Source organism: Methanomassiliicoccales archaeon (genome assembly GCA_035527755.1).
In the GTDB taxonomy this organism is placed as follows: Archaea; Thermoplasmatota; Thermoplasmata; order Methanomassiliicoccales; family UBA472; genus UBA472.
The window spans coordinates 104,293-127,565 of the sequence record DATKZX010000002.1 but is presented as its reverse complement, the minus strand read 5'-3'; the positions used below and the strand labels follow the sequence as shown (position 1 = coordinate 127,565).

Below are 23,273 nucleotides of genomic sequence, written 5' to 3'. Positions count from 1 at the left end.
TCATCCTCCCAATGAGGAAACAAAGTTGTCGATCAGCTCCTGTCCTCTTTCGGTCAGCAATGATTCTGGATGGAACTGCACCCCTTCGATGGGATAGGAACGATGGCGCAGTCCCATGACCGTACCGTCCTCGCTGCGCGCCGTGACCACGATCTCCGAGGGAAGGTCGTCTTCCCGTACGCATAGGGAGTGATACCTTCCCACCTTCAAGGGGGAGGGCAGTCCTCGGAATATTCCCTCCCGGTCGTGTCGTATCTCTGAGACCTTGCCATGCATGGGCGTGGGAGCGCGAAGGACGGTTCCGCCGAATACCTGGGCGATACCCTGGTGCCCTAGACAGACGCCTAAGGTGGGGATGGTGGGTGAAAGCTTCCTGAGCACCTCTCCGCAGCTGCCGAAATCGCCGATATTGGCCGGGTGTCCAGGCCCGGGCGAGATGACTATGCCTTGATATTCGGACCTGGCGGAAACGAGGTCCAATCGATCGTTCCTCAACACCACCGGTTCCCCCCCGGCCATGGCCAATGAGTGCGCCAGGTTGTAGACGAACGAGTCATAATTGTCTATGAGCAGCACCCGTGGTCTCATGTCCTTCCCCCCGCACACATGTTGAGGGACCGATGCACCGCCCCCAGTTTGCTCACGCACTCCTGATATTCCCTTTCCGGCACCGAGTCCATGACGATGCCCGCTCCGGCCTGCAGATAGATGTGATCGCCATTGACGAACGCGGAGCGAATGGTGATGGCGGTGTCCAGGTCCCCCTGGTCCGAGATGTAGCCGACCGCTCCGGCGTATGGTCCCCTCCCTCTGCTCTCCAAGGATTCAATGAGCCGCATGGCCCGGTGCTTGGGTGCCCCGCTCACCGTACCCGCGGGGAACACCGCGGCGAACGCGTCCAAAGAGTCCCGGTCGGAACGGAGGATCCCCCTTACCCGGGACACCATGTGCTGCACGTGGCTGTACTCCTCCACTCTCATGAGATCGGCCACCTCCACGCTGCCGTAATCACAGACCTTTCCCAGATCGTTGCGGGCCAGGTCCACCAGCATCACGTGCTCGGCCCTTTCCTTTTCATCAGCTAACATCTCACGGCGATTGCTACGTCTTTCCAGAAGATCGGAGCCAAGAGGTCGGGTCCCGGCGATGGGATAGGTGGTGGCCTCGTTCTCCCGTACCGTCACCAGGGTCTCCGGGCTGGAACCCAGCACTTTGCGCTCCCCGAAGTCCAAGTAGAACATGTAGGGGGAGGGGTTGACCTGCCTCAGGCGTAGGTATAGTTGGAACGGATCTCCCTGGAACCGGTGCTCTTCAAACCCCGAAAGCACCACTTGGAAGGCCTCTCCGTCCAATATCCTTCCCTTGATGTTGCGCACCCCATGCTCGTAATCCTGCTGCAACGTAGCGGACGACCTCTCCTCCAGCCTGAACTCATCCTCCGTCAACGCTCCGTCGTTCTCGAACAATGGGGGGGCGTCCTTTTCTCCCTCGGGGTGAAAGTAGTAGACCTTGAACGCGGAATGATCATAGATCAACCCTCTATCGTAAAGTCCGAGCTCATAGCTGGGGAAACCTCCGGAACTGAGGTCCAAACCTTCCTCGAACGAATTGACCAAATGGTAGGAGAAATATCCTACCAACCCGCCCATGAACGGGAAAGGGGAGGGCACACCCGCTCTCGCGGCCATGACCTCCCGCACCTGGTCCAATCCCTGATGTTCTCCCTCCCCTCGCAATATCTTCACAGGGGAGGCGCCCAGGAACGAATAGGCTACGGTGCGGGAGGACCCTTCAGCGCTCTCCAGGAGGAAAGAGGCATCACTGCCCCTCCTCAACCTGGCGTAGGCCTCGGCCGGGGATAGGCGCAGGTCCACCTCTTCGTATACGGTCCTAGGGGTTCTTTTCATGATGATGTGTGCACATTAATGGCCATATATAAGCATTATTGAATTTTATAATACAATAACTTATTATTATAATAGAAAAGTACGGAATTGAATAAGATGGCCGTTTACAAAATTTTTAGATAACGATATTTTCAGGACATATATGCCAAACATCCATCCAGTAAATGTTCAGATCGAGATCATGATCTGAAAGCCCAGCAGGATGACTATGGCGTTTCCCACGATGATGCTGCCTTTCATGAAACGAGGTGTAAGGTGCTTTCTAACCACGGCCCCGACTCCCGCTAGAACGATCTGCCAGGAGAACGAGGCAAAGGTCACCCCACCGATGAACCAAATACAGTCCATCAATGAAAAGGACCAGGTCGATCCCTTTCCGATTATCAACGCCAGGAAGTAGGCCACTGTGAAAGGGTTCAATATGGTGAGGGCCAAGAACTTGCCATAGGTGGTCCACGCCTCCTCCCGACCTCCAGAGGGTGGATGCTCATCCGTTGATCCTCTCTTTCTAATTTGAAAGAGACCGTACACGCCCATGGCGATGAGCACCAGGCCGCTCATCAATTGAAGCGGCTGGGCATAGGGGGAGATCGATGCTACCACGGCGGCGCCAGCGAAGACGGCCAGGGTGGCGCAGATCATATCGATGGTGGCCGTTCCAGCCCCCGCCATGAATCCGAGGCGGAATCCTCTTTCCAGGGCTAGATTGACGATGAGGACGGAGATCCCACCCAGAGGTATGGCTATGCCGTACCCCGCGATCAGACCGTCCAACAAAGCGCTCATGGTTGCAACCGTCCACCTGAAACGTTGGCGGAATAAAAATTCATGGGCGGGCGGTCCCAATGAAAAACGGTAATACGGTCGAGGCGATCTGGTCCCAAGAGGTAAAATTATGAAGGTCGTGGCGTTCAATGGCAGTCCCCGGGTGAACGGCAACACCCACCAGGCGTTGATGATGGTCCTGGAAGAGCTCAGGAAAGAAGGGATAGAGACCGAGCTTATCGACATATGCCGGGAGGAACTGAAACCCTGCAAGGCATGCGGTACTTGCAAGCGGAACAAGGACGAGAGATGTGTGATCGATGATGATCTTTTGAATGAGTACGTACAGAAGATGAAGTCCGCGAACGGCATCATCATCGGTTCTCCGGTCTATTTCGGTAACATGTCAGCTCAGACCAAGGCGCTCATCGATCGCGCTGGTTTTGTGGTCGGGGGCAACGATGATATGCTGCGCCGAAAGGTGGGGGCGGCCGTCGCTATCAACCGTCGCGCGGGAGCATTGGAGACCTTCGGCGAGATCAACAAGTTCTTTCTCATCAGCCAGATGATCGTCCCGGGCAGTAACTACTGGAACGTAGGCACGGCATCGAAACCAGGGGACATCATCTCCGACGAGGAGGGTGTGCGCACCTTCAAGATACTGGGACAGAACATGGCCTGGCTCCTGAAAAAGTTGGATTGAAATGGAGCAGCACTTGGGGCTGGTGCATGTCTACACCGGCGACGGAAAGGGAAAGACCACCGCCGCTCTGGGAATGTGCGTTCGAGCATTGGGCCATGGTTATACCGCCCTCATCATCCAGTTCATGAAGACAGGAGGTACCTACGGTGAGAACTTCTTGGACATCCCCGGTCTGACGGTAATGCCCTCAGGCCACGACTGCCTGGTGTTCTCCCAGGCGGTCACCCAAGCGGACCTGGACCGAGCGGCGGAGGGGTTGGAGGCGGCCAGGGACGCATTGTATCGCGGTCAATACGACATCGTAGTATTGGACGAGGTCAACGTGGCCATCAAGCTGGGTCTGCTGAGCGCGGAGGAAGTGGCCGAGGCGGTCCGCGACCGGAAAAAAGGGATGGAGGTGGTGCTCACCGGACGGTACGCACCTCCGGAACTGCTTGAACTGGCCGATTACATCACCGAGATGAGATCGATGCGTCACCCATATCAAAAAGGCGTGCTCTCAAGAAAGGGCGTGGACCGATAGAGCGATGAGGACAGACGATCCAATGTGCTCTCGACCGTCCCATATTGTCGCGGTTCACCATTGTCAATGGTCGGTTCCCATGGATCGTGGGAGCAGCGCAAATTCTCACGCTGAGAGGAAAGCTAGAACGTTCGACGTTAAGATCTTTTGATGACCGTCTATCAATGGTTACTTTTATTACCATCGAGCTGAGAACATCAAGGGATCAAAATGGCCGAGGGAGATCCGGAACCGCGCAAGGGCAAGTGCACCATCTGCGAATCGTTCAATATGAAGGGGACATGGACCTGTGAATGCGACGCAGTGAACATATCCCGTGACCTAAAGTGCTGGAAATGTGGAAAGCCCCGCATCCCTGAGAAAAATTGAGCTCTCAGAACTTTTCCGCCAGCTCCTTCATGTCCAGGCTAAGCTGGATGACATCGCCCACCACTGAGATCAGGTCGGTCGACACATTGATGATGACCGGTTTGAAGAGCTTCTTCTTGATACCCATCTCCTTGGCCGGTTCCTTGGGCACATTGACCATGATGCTTATCACTGTCCATTTGACAGTGTCGATCTTGCTGCCCGCCAGGACGCCCAGTTCGCGACCGTCCTTGCTGATCACCCTTTTTCTCTCGACGCTGCTCAGTTCCATGTTTGAGAACCCCGCTGATGATGGAGGAGGGCGGAGATAAGCATTTGCTCATTTCAGCGCGATCATGATAATAGCGGTGACAAGGAAAGCAGCTCCGGCAAACAACCAGCTTCCGGTCAGCAGCAGGACCACCAGAGCTACGATGGTGGCTGGGAAGAACAAGATCAGGCTGCCTATCACCAGAACGAGGATGATAATACCTATGGCCACCATGGCCAGGAAGATCAGCAAGGCGAGCAGTCCGACGATCACGTCATGTTCATGACCCCTTCGATTTGTAAATCTTTGCCTGTCGAACCCTGCCAACGACGCAGAAGCCTTTAATGTCGCGATTGTTAATTAGTACCCTCGATGGACCCGGCCTTGGAAAAGGAATATCGCGAAAAATTACTGACCGCTGAGGAGGCAGTGCTCAAGATCGGTCCTGGAAGGACGGTCTTCCTGGGTACTGCCTGCGGAGAGCCGCAAGCATTAGTCAAAGCGCTCCTGGCCAAGTCATATGCCATGATCGACAGCGAGATCATTCAGGCATTATCGCTAGGACTGACGTTCTACGCCGAGGAGAAGTACATGGACCAGTTCCGCCTGAACGCCTTCTTCATCGGACCCAACATGCGCAACGCTGTCAACGAAGGAAGGGCCGATTATACACCGGTTAACCTTTCGGACATCGAACAGCTCTTTACCAGCGGCCTCAAGCCGGTGGACGTGGCGCTCATCCAGGTCTCGCCGCCGGACCAGGAAGGGTATTGCAATCTGGGCGTATCCGTGGACATCACCATGGCCGCGGCCATGCACGCTGATGTGGTCATAGCGGAGGTCAACCCGAACATGCCCCGTCTGGGCGGGGACAGCCGTTTGCATATAAAGGAGATCGATCACCTGGTGGAGAACGACCAGCCACTGCTGGAGTTCGCCATGGAGGACGAACCGTCGCGTGTCTCCCCTCGCATAGGTAAGAACGTGGCCGAGCTTGTTCACGATGGGGATACCATTCAGGTCGGTTACGGACATATTCCCGACGCCATACTCAAGTACTTGGGGGAAAAGAAGGACCTGGGAGTGCACACCGAGATGTTCTCCGATGGGATCATCGAACTGGTGGAGAAAGGGGTCATCAACGGGAAGCGCAAGGTCTTCCACCCGGGCAAGGTGGTGGCCTCCTTCTGCATGGGCACCAAGCGTCTCTACGATTTCATCGACGGGAACGAGATGTTCGAGATGTACCCGTCCTCATACGCCAATGATCCCTGTAAGATCTCCCGCAACAACGACATGATAGCCATAAACTCCGCCTTGGAGGTGGACCTCACAGGACAGGTGTGCACCGACCAGATAGGGCATTATTTCTATTCCGGTATCGGGGGGCAGGCGGACTTCATGCGTGGAGCCTCCCGTTCCAAAGGGGGTAAGGCCATCATCGCCCTGCCGTCCACGGCGCAGCACCATACCATATCCCGCATCGTTCCCACGTTGACGGCCGGGGGAGGAGTGACCACCACCCGGGGCGATGTGCAGTTCATCGTCACCGAGTATGGAGTGGCCGATCTGCGGGGAAAGAACATCATGGAACGGGCCTTGGCGCTCATAGGCATATCCCACCCCCGGTTCCGAGCGGAACTGCTCATGCATGCCAAATCGCTGCATTACGTCTACCAGGACCAGACGGACGCCGGATATGTGGGCGTATACCCCGAGCAGTACGAAGTGATCAAATTGGTGGCCGGCCAGGAGATGTACTTCCGACCGGCGAAGCCAACGGACGAACCGATGCTCAAGGAGATGTTCTACTCGTTGTCCAAGGACACGGTCTACAACAGGTTCATGGGCCTGAAGCGCAGCATGCCTCACCGAGAGCTGCAAAGGATCGTCAACATAGACTACGACACACGGATGACCATGGGCGGCTTCGTCAACGAGGAGGGCGTATGGTCCATGGCGGCGTTCGCCATGTACGACATGGACAAGAAGAGCAACACCGCGGAGATATCGTTTGCCGTCCTGGACCGATGGCAGAACAAACGGATCGGCACCCTGCTCATGGAAATGATGATCGGCATCGCCCGCGATCGCAAGATCAAGGCCTTGACCGCGGAACTGTTGGCTGAGAACATGCGCATGCTCGACCTGTTCTACAGGACCGGTCTAAAGGTGGAAACGCGTTTGGTGGAAGACACCTACCTGGTGACCATCGACCTATGGTCAAAGTGAGCCGCAGTCGAGGCAGGCCAGGTCCTTCACGAAGACGACCTCGTTCACCTCGTTCCTCTGAAGGTCAAAGAACAGACCTCGGCCGTCAGGGGCGTCACCAACTCCCGTGATCAGTTTGATGGCTTCCATGGCCTGCATGGCGCCTATAACGCCGGCGACCGCGCCCAGCACCGGGACCGACCCCCGGTGCGAGGTCAGATGGGGGAAGGCGCATCTCAGGCAAGGCCCTCCGGGGACGAAGGTAACGACGTGGCCAGCCATCCCCTCCACGGCTCCATGGACCAGAGGGGTCCTGGTCGCCAGGCAGTGCCGGTTCAGCAGGTACCTTCCCTTAGAATTGTCCAGGCAGTCCAGGGTGAGGTCGGCGTCCTCCAATATGTACAGGTTGTCCTCCATGAGCTTCATGGGCAACGCTTCGACCAGCACCTCTGAGTTGAGGTCCTTCAACTTGTTCCTTGCCGATTCCACTTTGTAGCGTGGTAGAAGGGCGTCCTCTTCCCAGTGAAGGATCTGCCGGTTGAGGTTTGATCCCTCCACTCTCTGATCGTCCACGATTATCAGCTTGCCCACCCCGGCCGCGGCGAGGTATTGGCATGCCGGAGAGCCGAGGCCTCCGACGCCTACCACGGCTACGGTGGCATCGGCCAATTTATCCTGGGCCTTCTGTCCGAAGCCCTCAACAGAGAGCTGACGTGAATACCGGTCCTTCATGCGCTCCATACTTAATGCCACGGAACGCATATAACAAATTCCTATGGAGGATAAATGATGAGGCGCGATCATAATTAAATAAAAACCCTTGAAGAACCTACAGGTGGTGGATTGGGGGACGATCGTGGCAGAAACGGTGATCGAAGTAAAGGGCCTGGTCAAGTCATACGGAGAGCTGAAGGCGGTCAACGGGATCGATCTGGAGGTCAAGGCCGGAGAGGTGTATTCGATCCTAGGTCCCAACGGTGCCGGGAAGACGACATCGGTGGAAATAATGGAATGCCTGAGGGTCAAGACCTCGGGCGATGTTCGTATCCTCGGTCATGATATCGACAAGGAACAGAAGGAGATACGCAAGCGAATAGGTGTCCTCCCTCAATCGTTCAACGCCTTCGACTATCTCACCGTCAAGGAGAACATCGATTATTTCGGCGGTCTGTTCGACCGTCGTCTGGGCGTCGATGAGCTCATCGAATCGGTCCAGCTGCAGGACAAGCGAAACGTGTGGTTCATGAACCTGTCAGGGGGGTTGAAGCAGAGGGTGGGGGTGGCCATATCCATGGTCAACGACCCGGAGCTCATTTTCCTGGACGAACCGACCACCGGGCTGGACCCCAAGGCCCGCAGGGAGGTCTGGGATGTCATCCGCAAGCTCAAGTTGCGCAACAAGACGGTCATTCTCACCACCCACTACATGGAGGAGGCCGAGATACTGTCCGACCGTGTGGCCATCATGGACCAGGGGGGCTTCATCGCCATGGGGACCCCTAGGCAGATCATCGATAAGTATGGTTCAGGCAGCACTTGCTTGGTGAAGTCAGCGAACGATGCCGCCCGGACGCTGGTGGCATCGGCAGGCATGTCCTCGGAGTTCAAGAACGGCGACCTGTGGGTCAAGCTGGAGGACAAAGGCAGTTTGGCAAAATTGGTCAATCTGCTCTCCGGGAGCGAGGTTACCTATGAGGAGATGCTCATCAAGGGCAGTTCACTGGAGGATGTGTTCCTCAAGCTCACCGGCAAGAAACTGGTGGAGGTGTCCTCATGAGGCTGAAGCACGTCCTGGTGGACCTCAAGGGCCAATCGAAAGCCTTCTTCCGGATCAAGAGCAACCTGTTCTGGACCCTGGCCTTCCCTCTGTTCCTGATATTGGTCTTCGGTGCGATCTTCTCCAACATGGGCTCGAGCACCATCACCCTGTACGTTCAGGACCTCGATCACGGGCCAGGCTCCGTACAGTTCCTGGACGCGCTCAACCATACAGAGGCGTTCGAACTGCGGTTCATCGATGAGAACGTGGACCTGGAGCAGTACATCAAGGACAACTCGCTGACGTTCGTCATGGTACTGCCCTCCGACTTCTCGGACGCTTTCGTGCCCAATGCCACCGCCACGGCCACCGTCGACCTGCGCCTGGACGAGACCGTTTCCTCCGCTTCGATCGTGCGCAACATCGTCTCCGCGGTCATCAACAACTTCAACCTGGAGATGTCCGGGGGACGGGAGTACGTCACATTGGGAGTGAGCAGCATCGTACAGAAGCGGTTCTCCTTCCTGGACTTCTTCGTGCCGGGGGTCATCGCCCTTACGGTCATGACCACCTGCATATTCGGCATGCAGGGCACCATATCCCGTTTCCGCGCCGCCGGTATATTCCGCAAGCTGGCGACGACACCGATGACCCCGTTCGAGTGGTTGATCTCCCGAATGATATGGTTCCTGTTCATCTCGTTCATCACTCTCTCAGTGGTCATGGTGTTCGGAATTCTGGTCTTCGGAATGAGCATGACGTTGAACCCCGCTGCCATACTGTTGATAATCTCCGGCAGTGCCATGTTCTCTGCGTTGGGCATGATAATCGCCCGCTTCGTCAAGAACGAGGAGACGGCCAGCGCCGCGACCAACGCTATCACCTTCCCCATGATGTTCCTGTCAGGCACCTTCTTCCAACTGGAGCTCATGCCGGATTATCTGCAGACCATCGCATCGGCGCTGCCGTTGACGTACTTCGGTCAGGGGTTGAGGGACGCCATGGTCTACGATAATATGGAGGGGGCGTATCTGAACTTGCTCGTGGTGGCCGTGATCGCCGTGATATTCGTTGTAGTGGCCGTACTGGTCACAAAGTGGGAGGAGGACTGAACACTGGGCCTATCTGCGCAGGGTTAAATAGCCTGGGTCGTCTTCCTAGACGATTACGTGATCGGTAGAAGGTCCTTCATCCTGTTCCTGTCGAGGTTACTCTCCTCGGCTCTGGCTTTCGTAGGCCTATATTTCATGACCAGGTATCTAGGCAAGGACATATACGGATCTGTCACCTGGACATTGGCCTTCGTAGCCACCTTCAACGCCGTTTCCGACCTGGGCTTCGGCAGCGCGCACATCAAGAGGATATCGGAAGGGCAGGACCTGGATGATTGCGTCAGTACCTTCGCGATCATCAAGTTGACCTTGACCGGAATAATGGTGGCGTTCATACTCGTCTCTGTTTTCGTATGGACATCGGTCCTGGGAGGAACGCTGGAGGAGACCAGCACCGACCTCATATTGCTATTCGTCCTCTTCCAGGTGCTGTTCGACATATCATCGATAGCGACCGCCACCTTCCAGGCCAAGATGGAGATGGCCAAGTTGCCCCTGGTCACGTTGATCGACCCCATTGTAAGGGTGCCCCTGATCATCTTCGTCTGCGTCAACTTCATGGGGGTCATCGAGTTGGCCTTCACCTACGTGATCGGTGCTCTGGCGGTAGCGATAATGGCCCTGTACCTCCTGTTCAGGGACCACATCAAATGGCGACGGCCGACGCTCTTCCGTTCATATTACAAGTTCGCGTTGCCGTTGGCCCTCATCGCAATCATCAGTGTTTTGAGCAGTACGATGGACAAGTTGCTCCTGGGCTTCTTCTGGACCTCCGGGGAGGTTGGGCTGTATTCCGCTCCCCAGGTGTTCCTGGGAGTATTTGCGGCCATCAGCACTGCCGTGGCCGCTCTCACTTTCCCCTCCTTCTCCAAATTGCATTCCGAAGGGAATCTCAAACAGATCAGGACCTTGACCAGACAGGCGGAGAGATACATTATGATGATCGGACTGCCAGTGAGCATCGTCATCATCATGTTCCCCTTCGAGGTCTGTTTAGTGCTTCTCGGACCTTTGTTCGAGGAATCTGGGAAGGCCATCGGCATCATGGCGGTGACCAATCTTATCATGATGCTCAATGCGGTGCACGCATCACAAATAATCGCCGTGGACCGTCCGGACCTTTCGGCCCGCATCACCCTAATGACATTCGTAGTGAGCCTGGGGATGTTCCTGCTTTTCATACCAGACTCCTTCCTCGGATTCGGGTTAGGGTTATCCTTTACCGGAGCGGCCATTGCCCTGTTGATCGGTACCACCTTCAACTTCCTGGTCATACGTTACGTAGTGTGGCATCTGACCGGTACCACCACCGACCCAAGATTAGCGCTACAGTTGCTGGCCGGCGTGGCGGCAGCGGTGGCCTTGGCATTATGCGGTATGTTCATAGAGGTCAGCAGCTGGTTCATGCTGGTGGTTTTCGGTCTGATGTCGATAGGGACATTCATTCTGACCCTGTACGCATTGAAGGAGTTCACTCGTGAGGACTATCGCTTCTTCATGGAGCTGGCGAACGTAAAGAAGATGATCTCCTACTTCAAGGACGAGCTGAAGAAAAAGTAAGATGTAAAAAGAAAAGGGATCGGGAAAAGGTTTCTCACTTCTTGGAAAGGGCCCGGCTGCCTTCTATGAGCACATCCAATATGGCGGGGTCCGCTAGAGTAGAGGTGTCTCCCAGCCCCTCCGCGGTACCGGTGGCCACCTTCCTCAATATGCGGCGCATGATCTTGCCGCTGCGGGTCTTGGGCATTCCGGGGCAGAACTGTATGACCTCCGGGGTGGCTATCGGTCCCACCTCCTTTCGCACATGGGTCACCAGCTCCTTGCGCAGCTGTTCCGTCTCTTCCACTCCCGTCTTCAAAGTGACGAAGGCGTAGATGGCCTCTCCCTTGATGGGGTGCGGCACCGGAACGATGGCTGCCTCGGCCACGCTTTGGTGGGACACCAGCGCGCTCTCCACCTCAGCCGCGCCGATGCGGTGCCCGGAGACCTTGATCACATCGTCCACACGGCCCATGATCCAGTAGTATCCCTCTTCGTCCTTGCGGGCGGAATCGCCGGTGAAGTACTTGCCCGGGAACCGGGTCCAGTATAGCTCCTTGAAGCGATCGTGCTCTCCCCACACGGTCCGCATGATGGCTGGCCAGGGTTTGGTTATGCATAGGTAACCGCCCTCGTTCACTCCGGCGAGGGTCCCATCGTCCTTGACCACCTCCGGACTCACGCCAAAGAAAGGCAACGTGGCTGAGCCGGGCTTCGTGGTTATGGCCCCCGGCAGCGGGGTTATCATCAGGGAGCCGGTCTCGGTCTGCCACCAGGTGTCCATGATGGGGCACTTCTCGTTCCCCACGTACTTGTGGTACCACATCCACGCCTCCGGGTTTATGGGCTCGCCCACGGAAGCGAGCACCCGCAGCGAGGACAGGTCCCTACTCTGTGGCCACTTCTCGCCCTCCCTCATCAGGGAGCGGATGGCGGTGGGGGCGGTGTAGAATATGTTGACCTTGAACTTCTCCACGATGTTCCAGAAGCGGTCCACCTGTGGGTAGGTCGGGATGCCCTCGAACATGAGGGTGGTCGCACCAGCGCAGAGCGGACCGTAGACGACGTAGCTGTGCCCGGTTATCCAACCGATATCGGCCGTGCACCAGTAGGTGTCGTCCTCATGGTAGTCGAAGACGTACTTGAATGTGATACTGGTTCCGAGCAGGTAGCCGGCGGTACTATGGACCACGCCCTTGGGCTTTCCGGTCGATCCAGAGGTGTATAGGATGAACAGCGGGTCCTCAGCATCACACCACGCCGGCTCACAGGACCGGGCGGCCTTGGCCATCTCGTCATGCCACCACATGTCCCGACCGGGCATCATGGGGCAATCTGCCCCGGCCCGCTTGACCACGACCACCTTATCTACCGACGTTCCCCTCTCCAATGCCGCGTCGGCGTTGGTCTTCAGGGGCACGAACTTGCTACCACGGTGGTTACCGTCAGCGGTTATGAGGACCTTGGATTCGCAGTCGGCGATGCGGTCCTTGAGCGATGCAGAGCTGAAGCCTCCGAACACGATGCTGTGCACAGCGCCGATGCGGGTGCAGGCCAGCATAGCGATGGCCAGCTCGGGTATCATCGGGAGGTACATGGAAACGCGGTCGCCCTTCTTCACGCCCAACGACTTCAGGACGTTGGCGAAGCGGCATACTTCGGTGTGCAACTGCTGGTAGGTGTAGATCTTGACATCATCCTCGTTCTCTCCCTGCCAGATGATGGCCGCCTTGTTCTTGCGGCCGTTCTCCAGATGCCGGTCCAGGCAGTTGTAGGAGACGTTCAATTTGCCGCCTTCGAACCATTTGATTATGGTGTTATCAACATCCCAGCTGTGAACACGGTCCCATTTGGCGAACCATTGGAGCTCCTTGGCGGCCATCTCGCCCCAGAACTTCTCCGGGTCGTCGATGGACTCCTTGTACATTTTATTGTACTGCTCCATGCTCTTGATGTAGGCCTTCTCGCTGAATTCCTTGGACGGCGGAAATCGCCGTATCTCTTCCATTACGCTCTCGATGGTATTTCCGTCACTCATTCTCCGCTTCCTCCTCTGGGCGGACATCCGCCGGAACATGGCCTATCGCCGGGTTCATGTCCGTGACATTAGTTATAAGGATTACGGAAAACGCATAGCACAGGTGGAATTAATTATATTTTCCGATATTCCCTACTGGAATTGTCGATTTTTCTGCGCTGTTCGATTCCAATTTTATAAAATCAATTCCTCTAAGGAATCAAAAAAAAGAAAAATGGGCAGGGGGGACCGCCCCATTAAGCGTGCGATTCACTGAACATGGCGTTCAGATCTATGTCTAGACAGTCATCGGTGCTACTTCCATCGATCATCTCGATACGGGCTCGTATCTTGTTCCTTTCAAAGGAGATGTTCGCATTGCGCACCATCGACTTGTACATGCTGATCCTCTTACCCGCTTGGGTCAATCGTCTTTCGGAGCAATGGATCAGTCCGGCATCTTCGAGCACACGGATCTTCCGGTAACAGGCGGCTATCGGGATGCCTAGGGCGTCGCTCAATTCGAAGGCGCTCTTAGGGCGGCCCATAGTGGCCATCAATATCTTCGCCGTGTACTCATCGGTCAGCAATCTCGAAGTTTGCAGTACCTGCATTTTACCCACCTTCTAACTGCTAGGGTCAGGAAGTATATTTAATTGGAATCGTCTGGGAATCAATGTTGATTTTTGATAATATTGTGAAGCCAGTATCAAATTTAAAGATGATATTACTGTCTTTCTTTATCTTTTAAGGTAATGGAAAGATGTAAAAAGAACAGGTATCAAGAAATCGAGCGAAGTATTACTAAGCGTATACTTTTTTAATAATTATTTTACGGCCTAGATAACATTAATATATTTCACCTATCAATCGTTATGTCGTGGGCCTGTCCATAGGAGGTCAAGCAATGTCCTGCGGTAAGTGCGGTAAAAAGGATGACAAGAAGAAGGATGACAAGAAGAAGAAGTGATCTTCTGTCGGTCCAATGACTTTCAAACCTTTTTCCCATTCTTCTTAAGGCCCGGTTCTAGTCCGTTCTTGCCATTATCAGGATAGCGCTGAATATCATCACGGCACCGATGGCCACGAAGGCATCGATGCTCTCGCCAAGGACCAGCCAGCTGAGGAACACGGCAAAGGCTGATTCACATAGCAATATGGTGGCGGAGCTGACCACGCTCAAATGTTTGAGCGCCCCGATCCACAGCACCGCTGGTAGCGTGGTGCATAACAGACCGACGAACATCACCACAGGCAGGGCCGACAGGTTCAACGAACCCTCTAACGGTATCAGGAAAGAAAGGGCCAGCAATGTCGCCGGCAGGAACATGTGCAATCCCAGGGTCCATTGCTCCGGCCGAAGGGTACGTAAGGCCACGCGGGACATGATGACCACCACACCGATGCCCGCGGCCGCGGTCAGCATGAGCAGGTTGCCTAACATCTGTGTGCCTTCCAAGGTCGAAGGGTCCCAACGGGTGGTCAGGGTTATCAGCCCCATCATGGCCAGGACCAAACCGGCGGTCCGGTGAAGGCTCAGGCTCTCTCTGAAGGCCAAGCGGCTGAAGAACGCCACGAATATCACGTTCGTGCCAATTATCAAGGCTCCGGCCGATGCCGTGGTCATGGTCAGACCGACATAGGTGGGTGCTACCACACAGGTGTTAGCGAGGGAGGCCGCCCAGAATTCCCAACGGCCCAGCATCGCCTTGGTAAATATCCTTCTCCAGAACATGTATAATATCAATGCCAGGGAGCCGACGGCCATGGTCGCTGCTCCCAGCAGGAAGGGGTTGGTGCTGCCCACCTGCATCTTTACCGCCACGTAGGAGGAGCCCATCATCAGGCTGGAGAGCAGGGTGCTGAGCACTGCTCCGGTCTTGGGGGAAATATCGGTAACCATTCTAACCACGGTAGGACAATTGATGAGATTCGGTGAACAGTTCTTTGGACATCAACCTTGTGGACAGAACGGCGGTGATGGCCCCCGATGCCAGTATCATGGAGAAGATCACTATCTGGAACACTGCCGCCTCCATGGGGTCGGCTCCCGCCAGCACCATACCGGCCATGAGACCCGGTATCCACACCAGTCCCAAGGTCTTCATGTTGTCCACGGTAGGGATGAGCGAGGACCGCACACCCTTGCGGACCATGGGCGCGATCGCTTGATCGTAGCGGGCCCCTAGGGCCAAAGCGGCCTCGACCCGCGCCGTCTGGTTGACCACCTCGCCCCTCAGACGGTCAAGCGCCAGGGAGTTGATGTTCATGGTATTGCCGATGACCATTCCACCCAACGGAATGAGATATTCGCCACGCAATGGCAACGTCCCGATGACCACCATCACGGTGATGGTCAGGACCGATGAGGCCAAGATGGACACGAGGCTCACACGGAATGCGTTGGGCAGGTCGCGGACCCGGCGGGCCGAGGTCAATGATGCGAAGGCCAACATGACGGCCAATACTAAAAGCAAAGGTGCGAAATCCTCCATCTGGAAAACGAAGGAGAGAAGCAGGGCGAGAGCTGTCAGCTGCACCAAGGCCCTTATCATGGCCTGGGCCATCTCCGAGACCAAACCCAGTTTGAGCCGGGAGGTCAGTACTATGACCGCTGTGACCAATCCCACGGCCGAGAGCACTCTTATCAGCACCATCCAATCCCAGATCACCAATTTCCCTCCTCACCGTAATCGCGGAAGAACTCCTCCCGGGGGAAGGTCCCAATGGTCTCTCCCGTCTTCATTAGCAGCACCCTCTCTCCCAAGCGGCGGGCCTGGGCCATGTTGTGGCTCACCAGAACGATGGTTATCCCTTCATTCTTCAACCTGATCATAAGCTCTTCCACCAAGCGGGTGTTGGCCGGGTCCAGGGAGGCGGTCGGTTCGTCCATCAGCAGCACTTCCGGGGAGTTCACCAAGGCCCGGGCCAAGCACACTCTCTGCTGCTCCCCCACCGAAAGCGTGGAGGCGTTCTTGTTGGCGAACGAAGGGTCCAGCCCGACCTTGATGAGCATTTCGGCCACATCCTTCGCGGGAGCGCCCAGGGTGGTAGCGTAGCTAATGTTGTCGGCCACGGTCCCTTCGAACATCACAGGTAATTGGAACAGCATGCCCACTCGCCGCCTCAGGGTGATGGGGTCAATGTCATGCAAAGGAACGCCTAAGAACGAGATCTCGCCGGTGGTGATCTCGGTAAGGCGGTTCAGGCAGCGAAGCAGAGTGGACTTACCGGCGCCGGAGGGACCGACCACTGCCAGCAGCTCTCCCTTCCTCACCTCGACGTCCCCTCTGGTAATGACCTGGTTGCCGTTCAGGGTCACACTGACCTTCCGCAGCTCGAAGCAGGATGTCACGCCCGACCAAACGTTCTCCGTCATTAATAATGTCCCCGTTCAGTGGAAATATTCGTCAACCTTGGTTAGCATAATTCCCATCTTTTCCAAAAAATCACTGGAGAGATGAAGTTGTGGTCCATCCGCCTCTGGTCCTTTGATCACCGGTCCTTTCGGAAGAACCTGTTCCGCGTTATACTCCGGCCGCGGTGCGGTTAGAACCCTACGCGATGAACGAGCGTAGGTCGAACATCATAGGAACGGCTCTCGTTTGTTTAGATCGCGCAGGAATGTCTTTATCTGCTCTCCGTACTGAGGATGCTTAAGGGCCAGCTCGAACTGTGAGGTGATCCATCCCGGAATGTCACCGATGTCATATCGCTTGCCCGAGAACTCCCAGGCCAGCATACCCTCCTTCTCCCTCAATAATCTAAGGGCATCGGTGAGCTGCAGTTCACCGTTGTGACCAGGTTTGGTCCTCTCTATGCACTCGAATATGCCTGGAGTGAGCACGTACGTGCCGGCGATGCATAGGTCCGAGGGCGCCTCGGCCGGCGATGGCTTTTCCACCAGGTCGTTTATCTCGTACAAGCGGTCCTCCACCTTGACGGCGTCCAGCACCCCATAGTCCTTGACCTTCTCTCCCGGGACCCTTTCCACCGCGATGACCGATTTTCCGGTGCGCGCGTGTACATCCATCAACTGTTTGACCACTGGAACGTCGGACACGTGTATGGTGTCGCCGAGCATGACGGCGAAAGGTTCGTTCCCCACATGATGCCTGGCCTGGTAGACCGCATCCCCCAGTCCCTTTGGTTCCTTCTGACGTATGTAATGGAGGTTCGCCAGGTTGCATAGGTCCTTAATCTTCTCCAAATGCTCGCGGCGATTGCCGTTCTGCAGAATGGCCTCCAGCTCGAAGGAATGATCGAAATGGTCTTCTATGGTCCGTTTGTGCCGACCGGTGACGATGATGATGTCCTCGATGCCGGCTTCGACCGCCTCTTCCACCACGTACTGTATGACCGGTTTGTCGATGACCGGGAGCATCTCCTTCGGCTGCTCCTTCGTCAGAGGAAGAAAACGTACGCCCCATCCGGCCGCAGGGATCACTGCTTTCATGTCCTACCAGCATATCCCTTGATAGTTATTAGTCTTCGTGATGCCCCGGCCGTCAACCACGAGCATGTCGCCGTAAAGAACCCGATCGGCGTACTCCTTCCACTCGGTGAGGATGAGCGCCGCGTCCGCCTCACTTAGACATTCCTCGGCACTATCGCAATAGGTGATCCCCGGGAATAGACGCCTGAAGTTGGGGATGGCCCGAGGGTCGTGGGCTCGGACCTTGACACCCTTCCTCAGCAGTTCCTTCACCACCGTCAGGGAGCTCGCCTCCCGGATGTCGTCGGTGCCGGGCTTGAAGGCCAGTCCCAGGACGGCCACGGTCTTTCCCTCCAGGTCCATCTCTCTTTCCAATATCTCGACCATGCGCAGTGGTTGCCTATTGTTAACGGAAAGCACCGCGTCCAGCATGTCGGTGGGAACCCCCAGTTCTCTGGCATGGGCCCTTATCGACTTGATGTCCTTGGGAAAACAGGAGCCTCCGAAGCCGCAACCTGCCCGCAGGAACTGCGGACCAATACGTGGATCAAGTCCGACCCCTTTGGCCACCTCTCTGAAATCCATCCCCAGGAGCTTGCTCAGATTGCCCAGCTCGTTCACCAGGGAGATCCTGGCTGCCAGGAATGCGTTGGAAGCCATCTTGATCATCTCCGCCGTTGAAAGGTCCGTCCGCAGGATCGGGGCCTTTATCCGCCCGTACAACGAGGCCACCTCATGGAACGTCCTATCGTCAGTGGCACCGATGACCACACGGTCCGGGTTCAGGAAGTCAGTGATCGCTACACCTTCCTTAAGGAACTCCGGGTTCATGGCCACCCCCAGCTGGTCTCCGATGCTCTTCCTTGATGCCCGGACAAGCAGTGGGATGACCTTATCATTGGTCGTGGTAGGCAGAACCGTGCTCTTGACCACCAGCACGTGTCTTCCCTCTTTTTTCCGTAAAATGGTCCCCAGGTCCTCCACCGCCTGCAGCACGTACCGCAGGTCTATTGAACCGTCCTCCCGGGAAGGGGTACCGACACAGAGGAACGTCACATCGGAGTCGATTACCGCGGATAGGTCTCGGGTGGCTCGGAAGCTTTCGTCGTCCAGATGCTTGCGCATCAGCTCTTCAAGTCCCTCTTCAAATATCAGAGGGACGCCAGCGTTGATGCTGTCCACCTTCTCCTTTATGGTGTCGATGCAGACCACGGTATGGCCAAGCTCAGCGAAGCAAACACCGGAGACCAGCCCCACATACCCGGACCCGATTACGGAGACTCTCATTATTTCGTTCCCTGGAATTGAATGATAAACGACGTATTTAAAAAACGTTCCATCCAGTCTCGGGTAATGATTATCTAGGTCTCCCCCAATGTACCGAGGTTGCCCTCCTTTTGGAGATCGGACCCCATGGCCCGTCCGACCATGATATTGTTCATTGCCACGTTTATCGGGGGCGCGGCAAATTACCTGTATCAGATACTCATGGGTCGGGCGCTCGGGACCGAAGACTACTCGGCATTGACCGCCCTTCTGTCGATCTTCTACATTCTTTCGGTCCCTGTCCAGACCATAGGTACGGCCATCGCCCGTTATGTCTCACGATTCATGGCCGAAGGCCAGGAAGGACAGATAGCATGGCTCATGAACCGGGCGTTCTGGGCCTCGTTGGTGCTCGGAGGAGTGATGGCCATAGGGCTCTTTCTATTGTCGCCCCAACTGGTCTCCTTTTTGTCCCTTAGCTCGTGGCTTCCCATCTTCATCCTGATGGTAGGCATCGTGGTGACCATGGTGGGACCGGTAGGCACCGGCACCCTCCAGGGGCTGCAGCGCTTCGGGGCGCTCAGCGCATTCAACCTGGTGGGGCCGTTGGGAAAGCTGGCGTTCGGTATCATACTGGTCATGGCCGGCATGGGGGTCAGCGGGGCCTTCGGGGGGGTAATGGTGGGAGGACTGCTGGCCGTAATACTGGTCTTCTACGCGCTTAGGAAACACATCAAGATAGAGAAGATCGCCTTCCCCGCCCGCCCTATCTTGGTCTATTTGGTACCGGTGACCATAGGCATGCTTTGCTTTACGGTCATAACCAACGTGGACACGTTTCTGGCCCGTAACTTCTTCTCCTACTACGACGCATCGCTTTACTCGGCAGCCTCCATGCTAGGGAAAATATCCCTATGGCTACCAGCCGCCGTGAGCTTGGTCATGTTCTCCAAGGTGTCCGAGGCCCATTCCCAGGGGAAGCGGACCATCGGCATAATGAGGCGATCGATAATGTACGTCCTTCTGCTGGGCGGGATTACGGCCCTGGGGTTCTTCCTATTCCCGGAACTCACCTTGGACCTGTTGTATGGGGCACAGTACGTTCCAGCGGCTCCGGCGTTGCGCATCCTAGGCGTGGCCATGTTCTTCCTATGTCTGGCCCAGCTGTTCCTCTTTTATGGGCTGGCAACGGACCATTACGCCTACATTATCATTCTGAGCGTTTTCACCGGTTTCCAGCTGTTGATAATGACGATGTTCCACAGTGACATCATACAATTCTCGATGGTGATCCTGATCAGCGCCATCAGCATCTGTTTCATCAGCTGGGCCTACATGGAGGTCCAGCTTCTGAGGAAGGATCGAGGTCGGGACGATGAAGATCGTGAGGGGGTCTTCACACCGCCGCAGTTGTGAGCGGTCTGTGCTGACCCCCATTACGGATCGTTCTTCACTACTGAAGTGGCCGTTTCGATCACTTCAGCGCTTTCATCGTCCTTATCCTTCCTTTTCTTCTGTCTCTCCTTTTTCTTTCCGATGTCCTTCTGGAACCCACCATCTTTCCATTCCGGGCGGTAGAGCCACAGTTCAAGGATGTAATATACGATCCAGAGGGCTGTGCCGCACATTATGATGAGCAGCAGTCCCGAATAGTCAAGACCGAACACTACGCCGTCCATGACATCGACGGCTAGTCTCCCTTCCAATCCCAACACCCATATCCAGTACAGGCAGATGAGCACCATGCCCAGCGCCGGCAGGAAGCGGGAAACGGACCCTTTGGGATAGAAGCCCTTGAAGAAGGCGAGGGCTGTTATGGGCAGTCCCAGCATCAGCATGAAGGTCGCCACGCTGTCTAGCCTGGACGCCAGCTGGTCCAATTGTTCAAGGTCTATGCTGGAAAGGGCCGCCTTCAGGACGATCACGAAGACCAGGGGTATGATGACGAAACCTATCAGGTTTCTCCTCGACAACCGCAAACCGTTGAACAGACTGCCATATCTTATCCGGAAATCGTGAATCCAACGGTGCTCCTTGGGATCTTCCTTCTCTTGGGGGATCGAATGCTCCGTACCCTCCATCCAAGAGCGGCGATGATCGACGAACTCACCGAACTGCACCAGGACATTGAAGGCCGCTCCGATGAAATAGAGGGCGAACAGCAGGTATAGGTCCAGCTCGAACATGGCATCGGCCAGTTCCTCCTCCAGGCGACCATCGAGCAGCAGGCTGAACGCATAGAAGATCGCCAGCACCGCCACGGTCATGCCGAAGGTCAGACGTGAATAGCTGCCCTTTGGGTATGCGCCTTTGAAGAATCCCAGCACCAGCAGGACCGTGCCGAAGATCAGCACCAGGGTCTGTATCTCCAGCAGCATGGTTTCAATGGCCCGAGGAGCATCAAAATTGGAGAGGGCTGTGCTAGCGAACATGATGAGCACCAGCGGCAGCACCAGATACTTCACTCCGTGCAAGGCCGCTGACACGATCCCCTTGTTCAGGTTGGCGTGTTTCCAGGAGAACTCCCCGACGTTCACGACGACCACCCCCATGTCTCGGTCACGGTATTTGAACACCCTAGGAACACCAGGGTCACGCTGACGGTCAGCTCCTCGGGACCGCTCGTCATCCTATCATAAACCTCCTGTGTGATCGGGACAACGGCCTCTTCATAGACGTTGTCTCGAGCGTCGATCACCTGGGTCAAGTTGGTCATGTATCCATGAGAATCACTGAACTGGGTCAATACCATGACCGGTTGTCCTTGGATGAGGTCCTGAGCATAGAAGGTGTAGGGGATGGAAAGGGAATGGTTGGATCCATCGGACATCAAACGTGAGTATTCGTTCATGATATCCAGGTTAGAGAGCATAGGTTGCCAGGACAGGTCGGTCCCACCTTCCACGCTGATCCGCACCAGGTCCATGCTGTACTTGGCCGAAACCTCTACCACGAACTCCATGCGGGTACCGTTGAAGACAATGTCTGACAATACGTTCTGGGTCAGATCGTCCAGGTCCAAGGTCATTCGGACCCGTAGCTCGGTCTCCTTTCCCGCGGGAATGTCCATACTGTCACTGGTACTTTCAGCCAGGACCTCTCCGTCCTCGCCAAGGAAGGTGAACCCGATCGTCAGGTCGTTTATGTCATAGAAACCATTGTTCGTAACGGTCAATGGGGAGTCCAGACTCAGAGATGTGCTAGTATAGCTCCAGTCACTGTCGTTCGCAGTGTCGAAGTTGACATCGATACCGCCGTTCATAAGTGGCAGGATGCTCAATATGATGATCATTAACGCGATCAATTTAATAGCCAGGATTCCTAAACGCACGGCTACCAAGGGCAGCTTCATAGGCCACGCAGATATTTTCACGGATATGAATTTATCTTCTAGCCAGTTGAAGATTGATAATAAGGCATAAAGTTAATTGGCAATTGCTGTGTTATGGCAACTGACATGAGCGAGATCAGGGTCAGGAAGCGCAAGCGTTTACGGGAGAAGGAATTGAAAGCCCTGTCGGATGGTCTGTCATCCGCCACCGGGGTAGAGGTGTTGGCTCTCAAGGACACCGTAGACATCGCAGCAGGACCGGATTACGAACTAGTGTTCATCAACAACGTCATCGAAGGCCTCATCGTAGAAGGGAAGCCCTTCCTAACGGTGCGCGGGCTTTTGAAGCGCAATGTGTTGCAACGCTATGTCACCGTGGACATGGGGGCGGTACCTTTCGTCACCAATGGTGCAGACGTCATGACCCCCGGCATAGTCGAGGTCGATCCCCAAGTAAAGGAAGGGGATATGGTCTGGATAAGGGATGTCACGCACAAACGGCCCTTGGCCGTGGGTAGGGCGCTGGTCTCCGCCGAGGTCATGGCCGCGAGGTCATCTGGGAAGGCCATCAAGAACCTCCATTTCGTGGGTGATAAGGTATGGAAGTACGACGAACGTTGACGGTCATCTTCCGAAATCCATTCTGGGGTGTGCGATAAATTAATATCAATAACACACCATAACAAGGCCAACCGAGGGATGCAATGCCGATTCTCAAGAAACCGCTGGGAAAGGGGAAGGAAGAGGTCAAGAGCGTAGAGACCGACCAGTACATCGATCTTGGTGCGCTGTACTTCCAGGAGGAGAGCAGCATCTCCGCCGGGGGCATCAAGGTGGCCGAGATCTACCGTTATGAGGATGTGGGTCCCATTACCCAGCCAGTTTATCAAGGCAACATTCTGATGATCGATTATTCCCCCATCGCTAACGATCAGAACACCCTGAAAAGGATCACCAACGAACTGAAGGCGGTGGCCCGGGACACTAACGGTGACGTCGCCGCGATCGGTAATAACTTCATCGTGGTGGCGCCAAACGGTATCCGGATCGACAGGAAGAAGATAAAGGGCGGTTACCAGTAATCGT

At 55.7% G+C, this 23,273-nt stretch carries 25 protein-coding genes; 10 read left to right on the top strand and 15 right to left on the bottom strand.

Going from position 1 to position 23,273, the window contains the following annotated elements; all coding sequences use genetic code 11:
* The 3 genes from VMW85_01025 to VMW85_01015 all read right to left on the bottom strand — a co-directional run bounded on the left by VMW85_01025 (position 1) and on the right by VMW85_01015 (position 2,693).
* Positions 1-588, bottom strand: a complete 588-nt coding sequence (locus VMW85_01025) for an aminodeoxychorismate/anthranilate synthase component II (GenBank protein HUT26617.1) — start codon at positions 586-588, stop codon at positions 1-3.
* Positions 585-1,907, bottom strand: coding sequence for an anthranilate synthase component I family protein (locus VMW85_01020; protein HUT26616.1), 1,323 nt, complete (start codon positions 1,905-1,907; stop codon positions 585-587). The genes VMW85_01025 and VMW85_01020 overlap by 4 nt, the downstream gene beginning before the upstream one ends.
* A gap of 168 nt (positions 1,908-2,075) precedes the next feature.
* Positions 2,076-2,693 carry a LysE family transporter gene (locus VMW85_01015; GenBank protein HUT26615.1) on the bottom strand — a complete coding sequence of 206 codons (618 nt, stop codon included), beginning with the start codon at positions 2,691-2,693 and terminating at the stop codon, positions 2,076-2,078.
* A 109-nt stretch (positions 2,694-2,802) separates the two neighbouring features.
* Here VMW85_01015 and VMW85_01010 point away from each other — a divergent pair, with 109 nt between their 5' ends.
* The 3 genes from VMW85_01010 to VMW85_01000 all read left to right on the top strand — a co-directional run bounded on the left by VMW85_01010 (position 2,803) and on the right by VMW85_01000 (position 4,267).
* Entirely contained in the window at positions 2,803-3,375 is a 573-nt protein-coding gene (locus VMW85_01010; protein ID HUT26614.1) for a flavodoxin family protein, read from the top strand.
* Between the two features lies 1 nt (position 3,376).
* Entirely contained in the window at positions 3,377-3,898 is a 522-nt protein-coding gene (cobO, locus tag VMW85_01005; GenBank protein ID HUT26613.1) for a cob(I)yrinic acid a,c-diamide adenosyltransferase, read from the top strand.
* Positions 3,899-4,108: 210 nt separating this feature from the next.
* Positions 4,109-4,267: a hypothetical protein gene (locus VMW85_01000; protein ID HUT26612.1), complete on the top strand. Its 159-nt coding sequence runs from the start codon at positions 4,109-4,111 to the stop codon at positions 4,265-4,267.
* 4 nt (positions 4,268-4,271) lie between these two features.
* On the opposite strand, the gene VMW85_00995 is transcribed toward VMW85_01000, so the two are convergent.
* Entirely contained in the window at positions 4,272-4,538 is a 267-nt protein-coding gene (locus VMW85_00995; protein ID HUT26611.1) for a hypothetical protein, read from the bottom strand.
* Between the two features lie 48 nt (positions 4,539-4,586).
* Complete coding sequence (locus VMW85_00990; protein ID HUT26610.1) at positions 4,587-4,790, bottom strand: hypothetical protein; 204 nt, start codon at positions 4,788-4,790, stop codon at positions 4,587-4,589.
* A gap of 99 nt (positions 4,791-4,889) precedes the next feature.
* On the opposite strand from VMW85_00990, the gene VMW85_00985 reads away from it, so the two are divergent.
* Positions 4,890-6,749, top strand: coding sequence for a GNAT family N-acetyltransferase (locus VMW85_00985; GenBank protein ID HUT26609.1), 1,860 nt, complete (start codon positions 4,890-4,892; stop codon positions 6,747-6,749).
* On the opposite strand, the gene VMW85_00980 is transcribed toward VMW85_00985, so the two are convergent.
* On the bottom strand, positions 6,741-7,481 hold the full coding sequence (locus VMW85_00980; protein HUT26608.1) for a HesA/MoeB/ThiF family protein: 741 nt from the start codon (positions 7,479-7,481) through the stop codon (positions 6,741-6,743). The genes VMW85_00985 and VMW85_00980 overlap by 9 nt on opposite strands.
* Before the next feature lie 103 nt (positions 7,482-7,584).
* Between VMW85_00980 and VMW85_00975 the strand changes: the two genes are divergently transcribed.
* The 3 genes from VMW85_00975 to VMW85_00965 are packed head-to-tail and all read left to right on the top strand — an operon-like array spanning position 7,585 to position 11,159.
* A complete protein-coding gene (locus VMW85_00975; protein HUT26607.1) occupies positions 7,585-8,505 on the top strand; it encodes an ABC transporter ATP-binding protein in 921 nt (306 codons plus the stop codon).
* On the top strand, positions 8,502-9,599 hold the full coding sequence (locus VMW85_00970; protein HUT26606.1) for an ABC transporter permease: 1,098 nt from the start codon (positions 8,502-8,504) through the stop codon (positions 9,597-9,599). The genes VMW85_00975 and VMW85_00970 overlap by 4 nt, the downstream gene beginning before the upstream one ends.
* 57 nt (positions 9,600-9,656) lie before the next feature.
* Positions 9,657-11,159 (top strand): flippase, encoded by a 1,503-nt coding sequence (locus VMW85_00965; protein ID HUT26605.1) that lies wholly within the window; start codon positions 9,657-9,659, stop codon positions 11,157-11,159.
* Positions 11,160-11,193: 34 nt separating this feature from the next.
* Here VMW85_00965 and acs read toward each other — a convergent pair whose 3' ends face one another.
* The 7 genes from acs to VMW85_00930 all read right to left on the bottom strand — a co-directional run bounded on the left by acs (position 11,194) and on the right by VMW85_00930 (position 18,877).
* The gene (acs, locus tag VMW85_00960) at positions 11,194-13,176 is read right to left on the bottom strand and encodes an acetate--CoA ligase (protein HUT26604.1); all 1,983 of its coding nucleotides are present in this window, start codon (positions 13,174-13,176) and stop codon (positions 11,194-11,196) included.
* A 236-nt stretch (positions 13,177-13,412) separates the two neighbouring features.
* On the bottom strand, positions 13,413-13,769 hold the full coding sequence (locus tag VMW85_00955) for a helix-turn-helix domain-containing protein (protein HUT26603.1): 357 nt from the start codon (positions 13,767-13,769) through the stop codon (positions 13,413-13,415).
* Positions 13,770-14,182: 413 nt separating this feature from the next.
* Positions 14,183-15,058, bottom strand: a complete 876-nt coding sequence (locus tag VMW85_00950) for a DMT family transporter (protein ID HUT26602.1) — start codon at positions 15,056-15,058, stop codon at positions 14,183-14,185.
* 1 nt (position 15,059) lies between these two features.
* Positions 15,060-15,827 carry an iron export ABC transporter permease subunit FetB gene (gene fetB, locus VMW85_00945; GenBank protein HUT26601.1) on the bottom strand — a complete coding sequence of 256 codons (768 nt, stop codon included), beginning with the start codon at positions 15,825-15,827 and terminating at the stop codon, positions 15,060-15,062.
* Positions 15,824-16,534 carry a phosphate ABC transporter ATP-binding protein gene (locus VMW85_00940; protein HUT26600.1) on the bottom strand — a complete coding sequence of 237 codons (711 nt, stop codon included), beginning with the start codon at positions 16,532-16,534 and terminating at the stop codon, positions 15,824-15,826. Before VMW85_00940 ends, fetB begins: the two co-directional genes overlap by 4 nt.
* Positions 16,535-16,741: 207 nt before the next feature.
* Complete coding sequence (galU, locus tag VMW85_00935) at positions 16,742-17,611, bottom strand: UTP--glucose-1-phosphate uridylyltransferase GalU (protein ID HUT26599.1); 870 nt, start codon at positions 17,609-17,611, stop codon at positions 16,742-16,744.
* A gap of 3 nt (positions 17,612-17,614) precedes the next feature.
* Complete coding sequence (locus VMW85_00930) at positions 17,615-18,877, bottom strand: UDP-glucose/GDP-mannose dehydrogenase family protein (protein ID HUT26598.1); 1,263 nt, start codon at positions 18,875-18,877, stop codon at positions 17,615-17,617.
* Positions 18,878-19,003: 126 nt separating this feature from the next.
* Between VMW85_00930 and VMW85_00925 the strand changes: the two genes are divergently transcribed.
* Positions 19,004-20,272, top strand: coding sequence for an oligosaccharide flippase family protein (locus VMW85_00925; protein ID HUT26597.1), 1,269 nt, complete (start codon positions 19,004-19,006; stop codon positions 20,270-20,272).
* A gap of 20 nt (positions 20,273-20,292) precedes the next feature.
* On the opposite strand, the gene VMW85_00920 is transcribed toward VMW85_00925, so the two are convergent.
* Positions 20,293-21,432, bottom strand: a complete 1,140-nt coding sequence (locus VMW85_00920) for a hypothetical protein (protein ID HUT26596.1) — start codon at positions 21,430-21,432, stop codon at positions 20,293-20,295.
* Positions 21,390-22,208, bottom strand: a complete 819-nt coding sequence (locus VMW85_00915; GenBank protein HUT26595.1) for a hypothetical protein — start codon at positions 22,206-22,208, stop codon at positions 21,390-21,392. Before VMW85_00915 ends, VMW85_00920 begins: the two co-directional genes overlap by 43 nt.
* Positions 22,209-22,301: 93 nt before the next feature.
* Here VMW85_00915 and VMW85_00910 point away from each other — a divergent pair, with 93 nt between their 5' ends.
* Together VMW85_00910 and sepF are read left to right on the top strand one after the other, a co-directional pair.
* Positions 22,302-22,808, top strand: a complete 507-nt coding sequence (locus VMW85_00910; protein ID HUT26594.1) for an RNA-binding protein — start codon at positions 22,302-22,304, stop codon at positions 22,806-22,808.
* A gap of 83 nt (positions 22,809-22,891) precedes the next feature.
* Positions 22,892-23,269, top strand: coding sequence for a cell division protein SepF (gene sepF / locus VMW85_00905; GenBank protein ID HUT26593.1), 378 nt, complete (start codon positions 22,892-22,894; stop codon positions 23,267-23,269).
* The last annotated feature ends 4 nt before the right edge of the window (positions 23,270-23,273 follow it).

What these genes read in the sequence shown, in the direction of transcription:
- VMW85_01025 (HUT26617.1), bottom strand. Translation starts at nt 588, where the DNA reads ATGAGACCACGGGTGCTGCTCATAGACAATTATGACTCGTTCGTCTAC.
- VMW85_01020 (HUT26616.1), bottom strand. Translation starts at nt 1,907, where the DNA reads ATGAAAAGAACCCCTAGGACCGTATACGAAGAGGTGGACCTGCGCCTA.
- VMW85_01015 (HUT26615.1), bottom strand. Translation starts at nt 2,693, where the DNA reads ATGAGCGCTTTGTTGGACGGTCTGATCGCGGGGTACGGCATAGCCATA.
- VMW85_01010 (HUT26614.1), top strand. Translation starts at nt 2,803, where the DNA reads ATGAAGGTCGTGGCGTTCAATGGCAGTCCCCGGGTGAACGGCAACACC.
- cobO (HUT26613.1), top strand. Translation starts at nt 3,377, where the DNA reads ATGGAGCAGCACTTGGGGCTGGTGCATGTCTACACCGGCGACGGAAAG.
- VMW85_01000 (HUT26612.1), top strand. Translation starts at nt 4,109, where the DNA reads ATGGCCGAGGGAGATCCGGAACCGCGCAAGGGCAAGTGCACCATCTGC.
- VMW85_00995 (HUT26611.1), bottom strand. Translation starts at nt 4,538, where the DNA reads ATGGAACTGAGCAGCGTCGAGAGAAAAAGGGTGATCAGCAAGGACGGT.
- VMW85_00985 (HUT26609.1), top strand. Translation starts at nt 4,890, where the DNA reads ATGGACCCGGCCTTGGAAAAGGAATATCGCGAAAAATTACTGACCGCT.
- VMW85_00970 (HUT26606.1), top strand. Translation starts at nt 8,502, where the DNA reads ATGAGGCTGAAGCACGTCCTGGTGGACCTCAAGGGCCAATCGAAAGCC.
- acs (HUT26604.1), bottom strand. Translation starts at nt 13,176, where the DNA reads ATGAGTGACGGAAATACCATCGAGAGCGTAATGGAAGAGATACGGCGA.
- VMW85_00955 (HUT26603.1), bottom strand. Translation starts at nt 13,769, where the DNA reads ATGCAGGTACTGCAAACTTCGAGATTGCTGACCGATGAGTACACGGCG.
- VMW85_00950 (HUT26602.1), bottom strand. Translation starts at nt 15,058, where the DNA reads ATGGTTACCGATATTTCCCCCAAGACCGGAGCAGTGCTCAGCACCCTG.
- VMW85_00940 (HUT26600.1), bottom strand. Translation starts at nt 16,534, where the DNA reads ATGACGGAGAACGTTTGGTCGGGCGTGACATCCTGCTTCGAGCTGCGG.
- galU (HUT26599.1), bottom strand. Translation starts at nt 17,611, where the DNA reads ATGAAAGCAGTGATCCCTGCGGCCGGATGGGGCGTACGTTTTCTTCCT.
- VMW85_00930 (HUT26598.1), bottom strand. Translation starts at nt 18,877, where the DNA reads ATGAGAGTCTCCGTAATCGGGTCCGGGTATGTGGGGCTGGTCTCCGGT.
- VMW85_00925 (HUT26597.1), top strand. Translation starts at nt 19,004, where the DNA reads ATGGCCCGTCCGACCATGATATTGTTCATTGCCACGTTTATCGGGGGC.
- VMW85_00915 (HUT26595.1), bottom strand. Translation starts at nt 22,208, where the DNA reads ATGAAGCTGCCCTTGGTAGCCGTGCGTTTAGGAATCCTGGCTATTAAA.
- VMW85_00910 (HUT26594.1), top strand. Translation starts at nt 22,302, where the DNA reads ATGGCAACTGACATGAGCGAGATCAGGGTCAGGAAGCGCAAGCGTTTA.
- sepF (HUT26593.1), top strand. Translation starts at nt 22,892, where the DNA reads ATGCCGATTCTCAAGAAACCGCTGGGAAAGGGGAAGGAAGAGGTCAAG.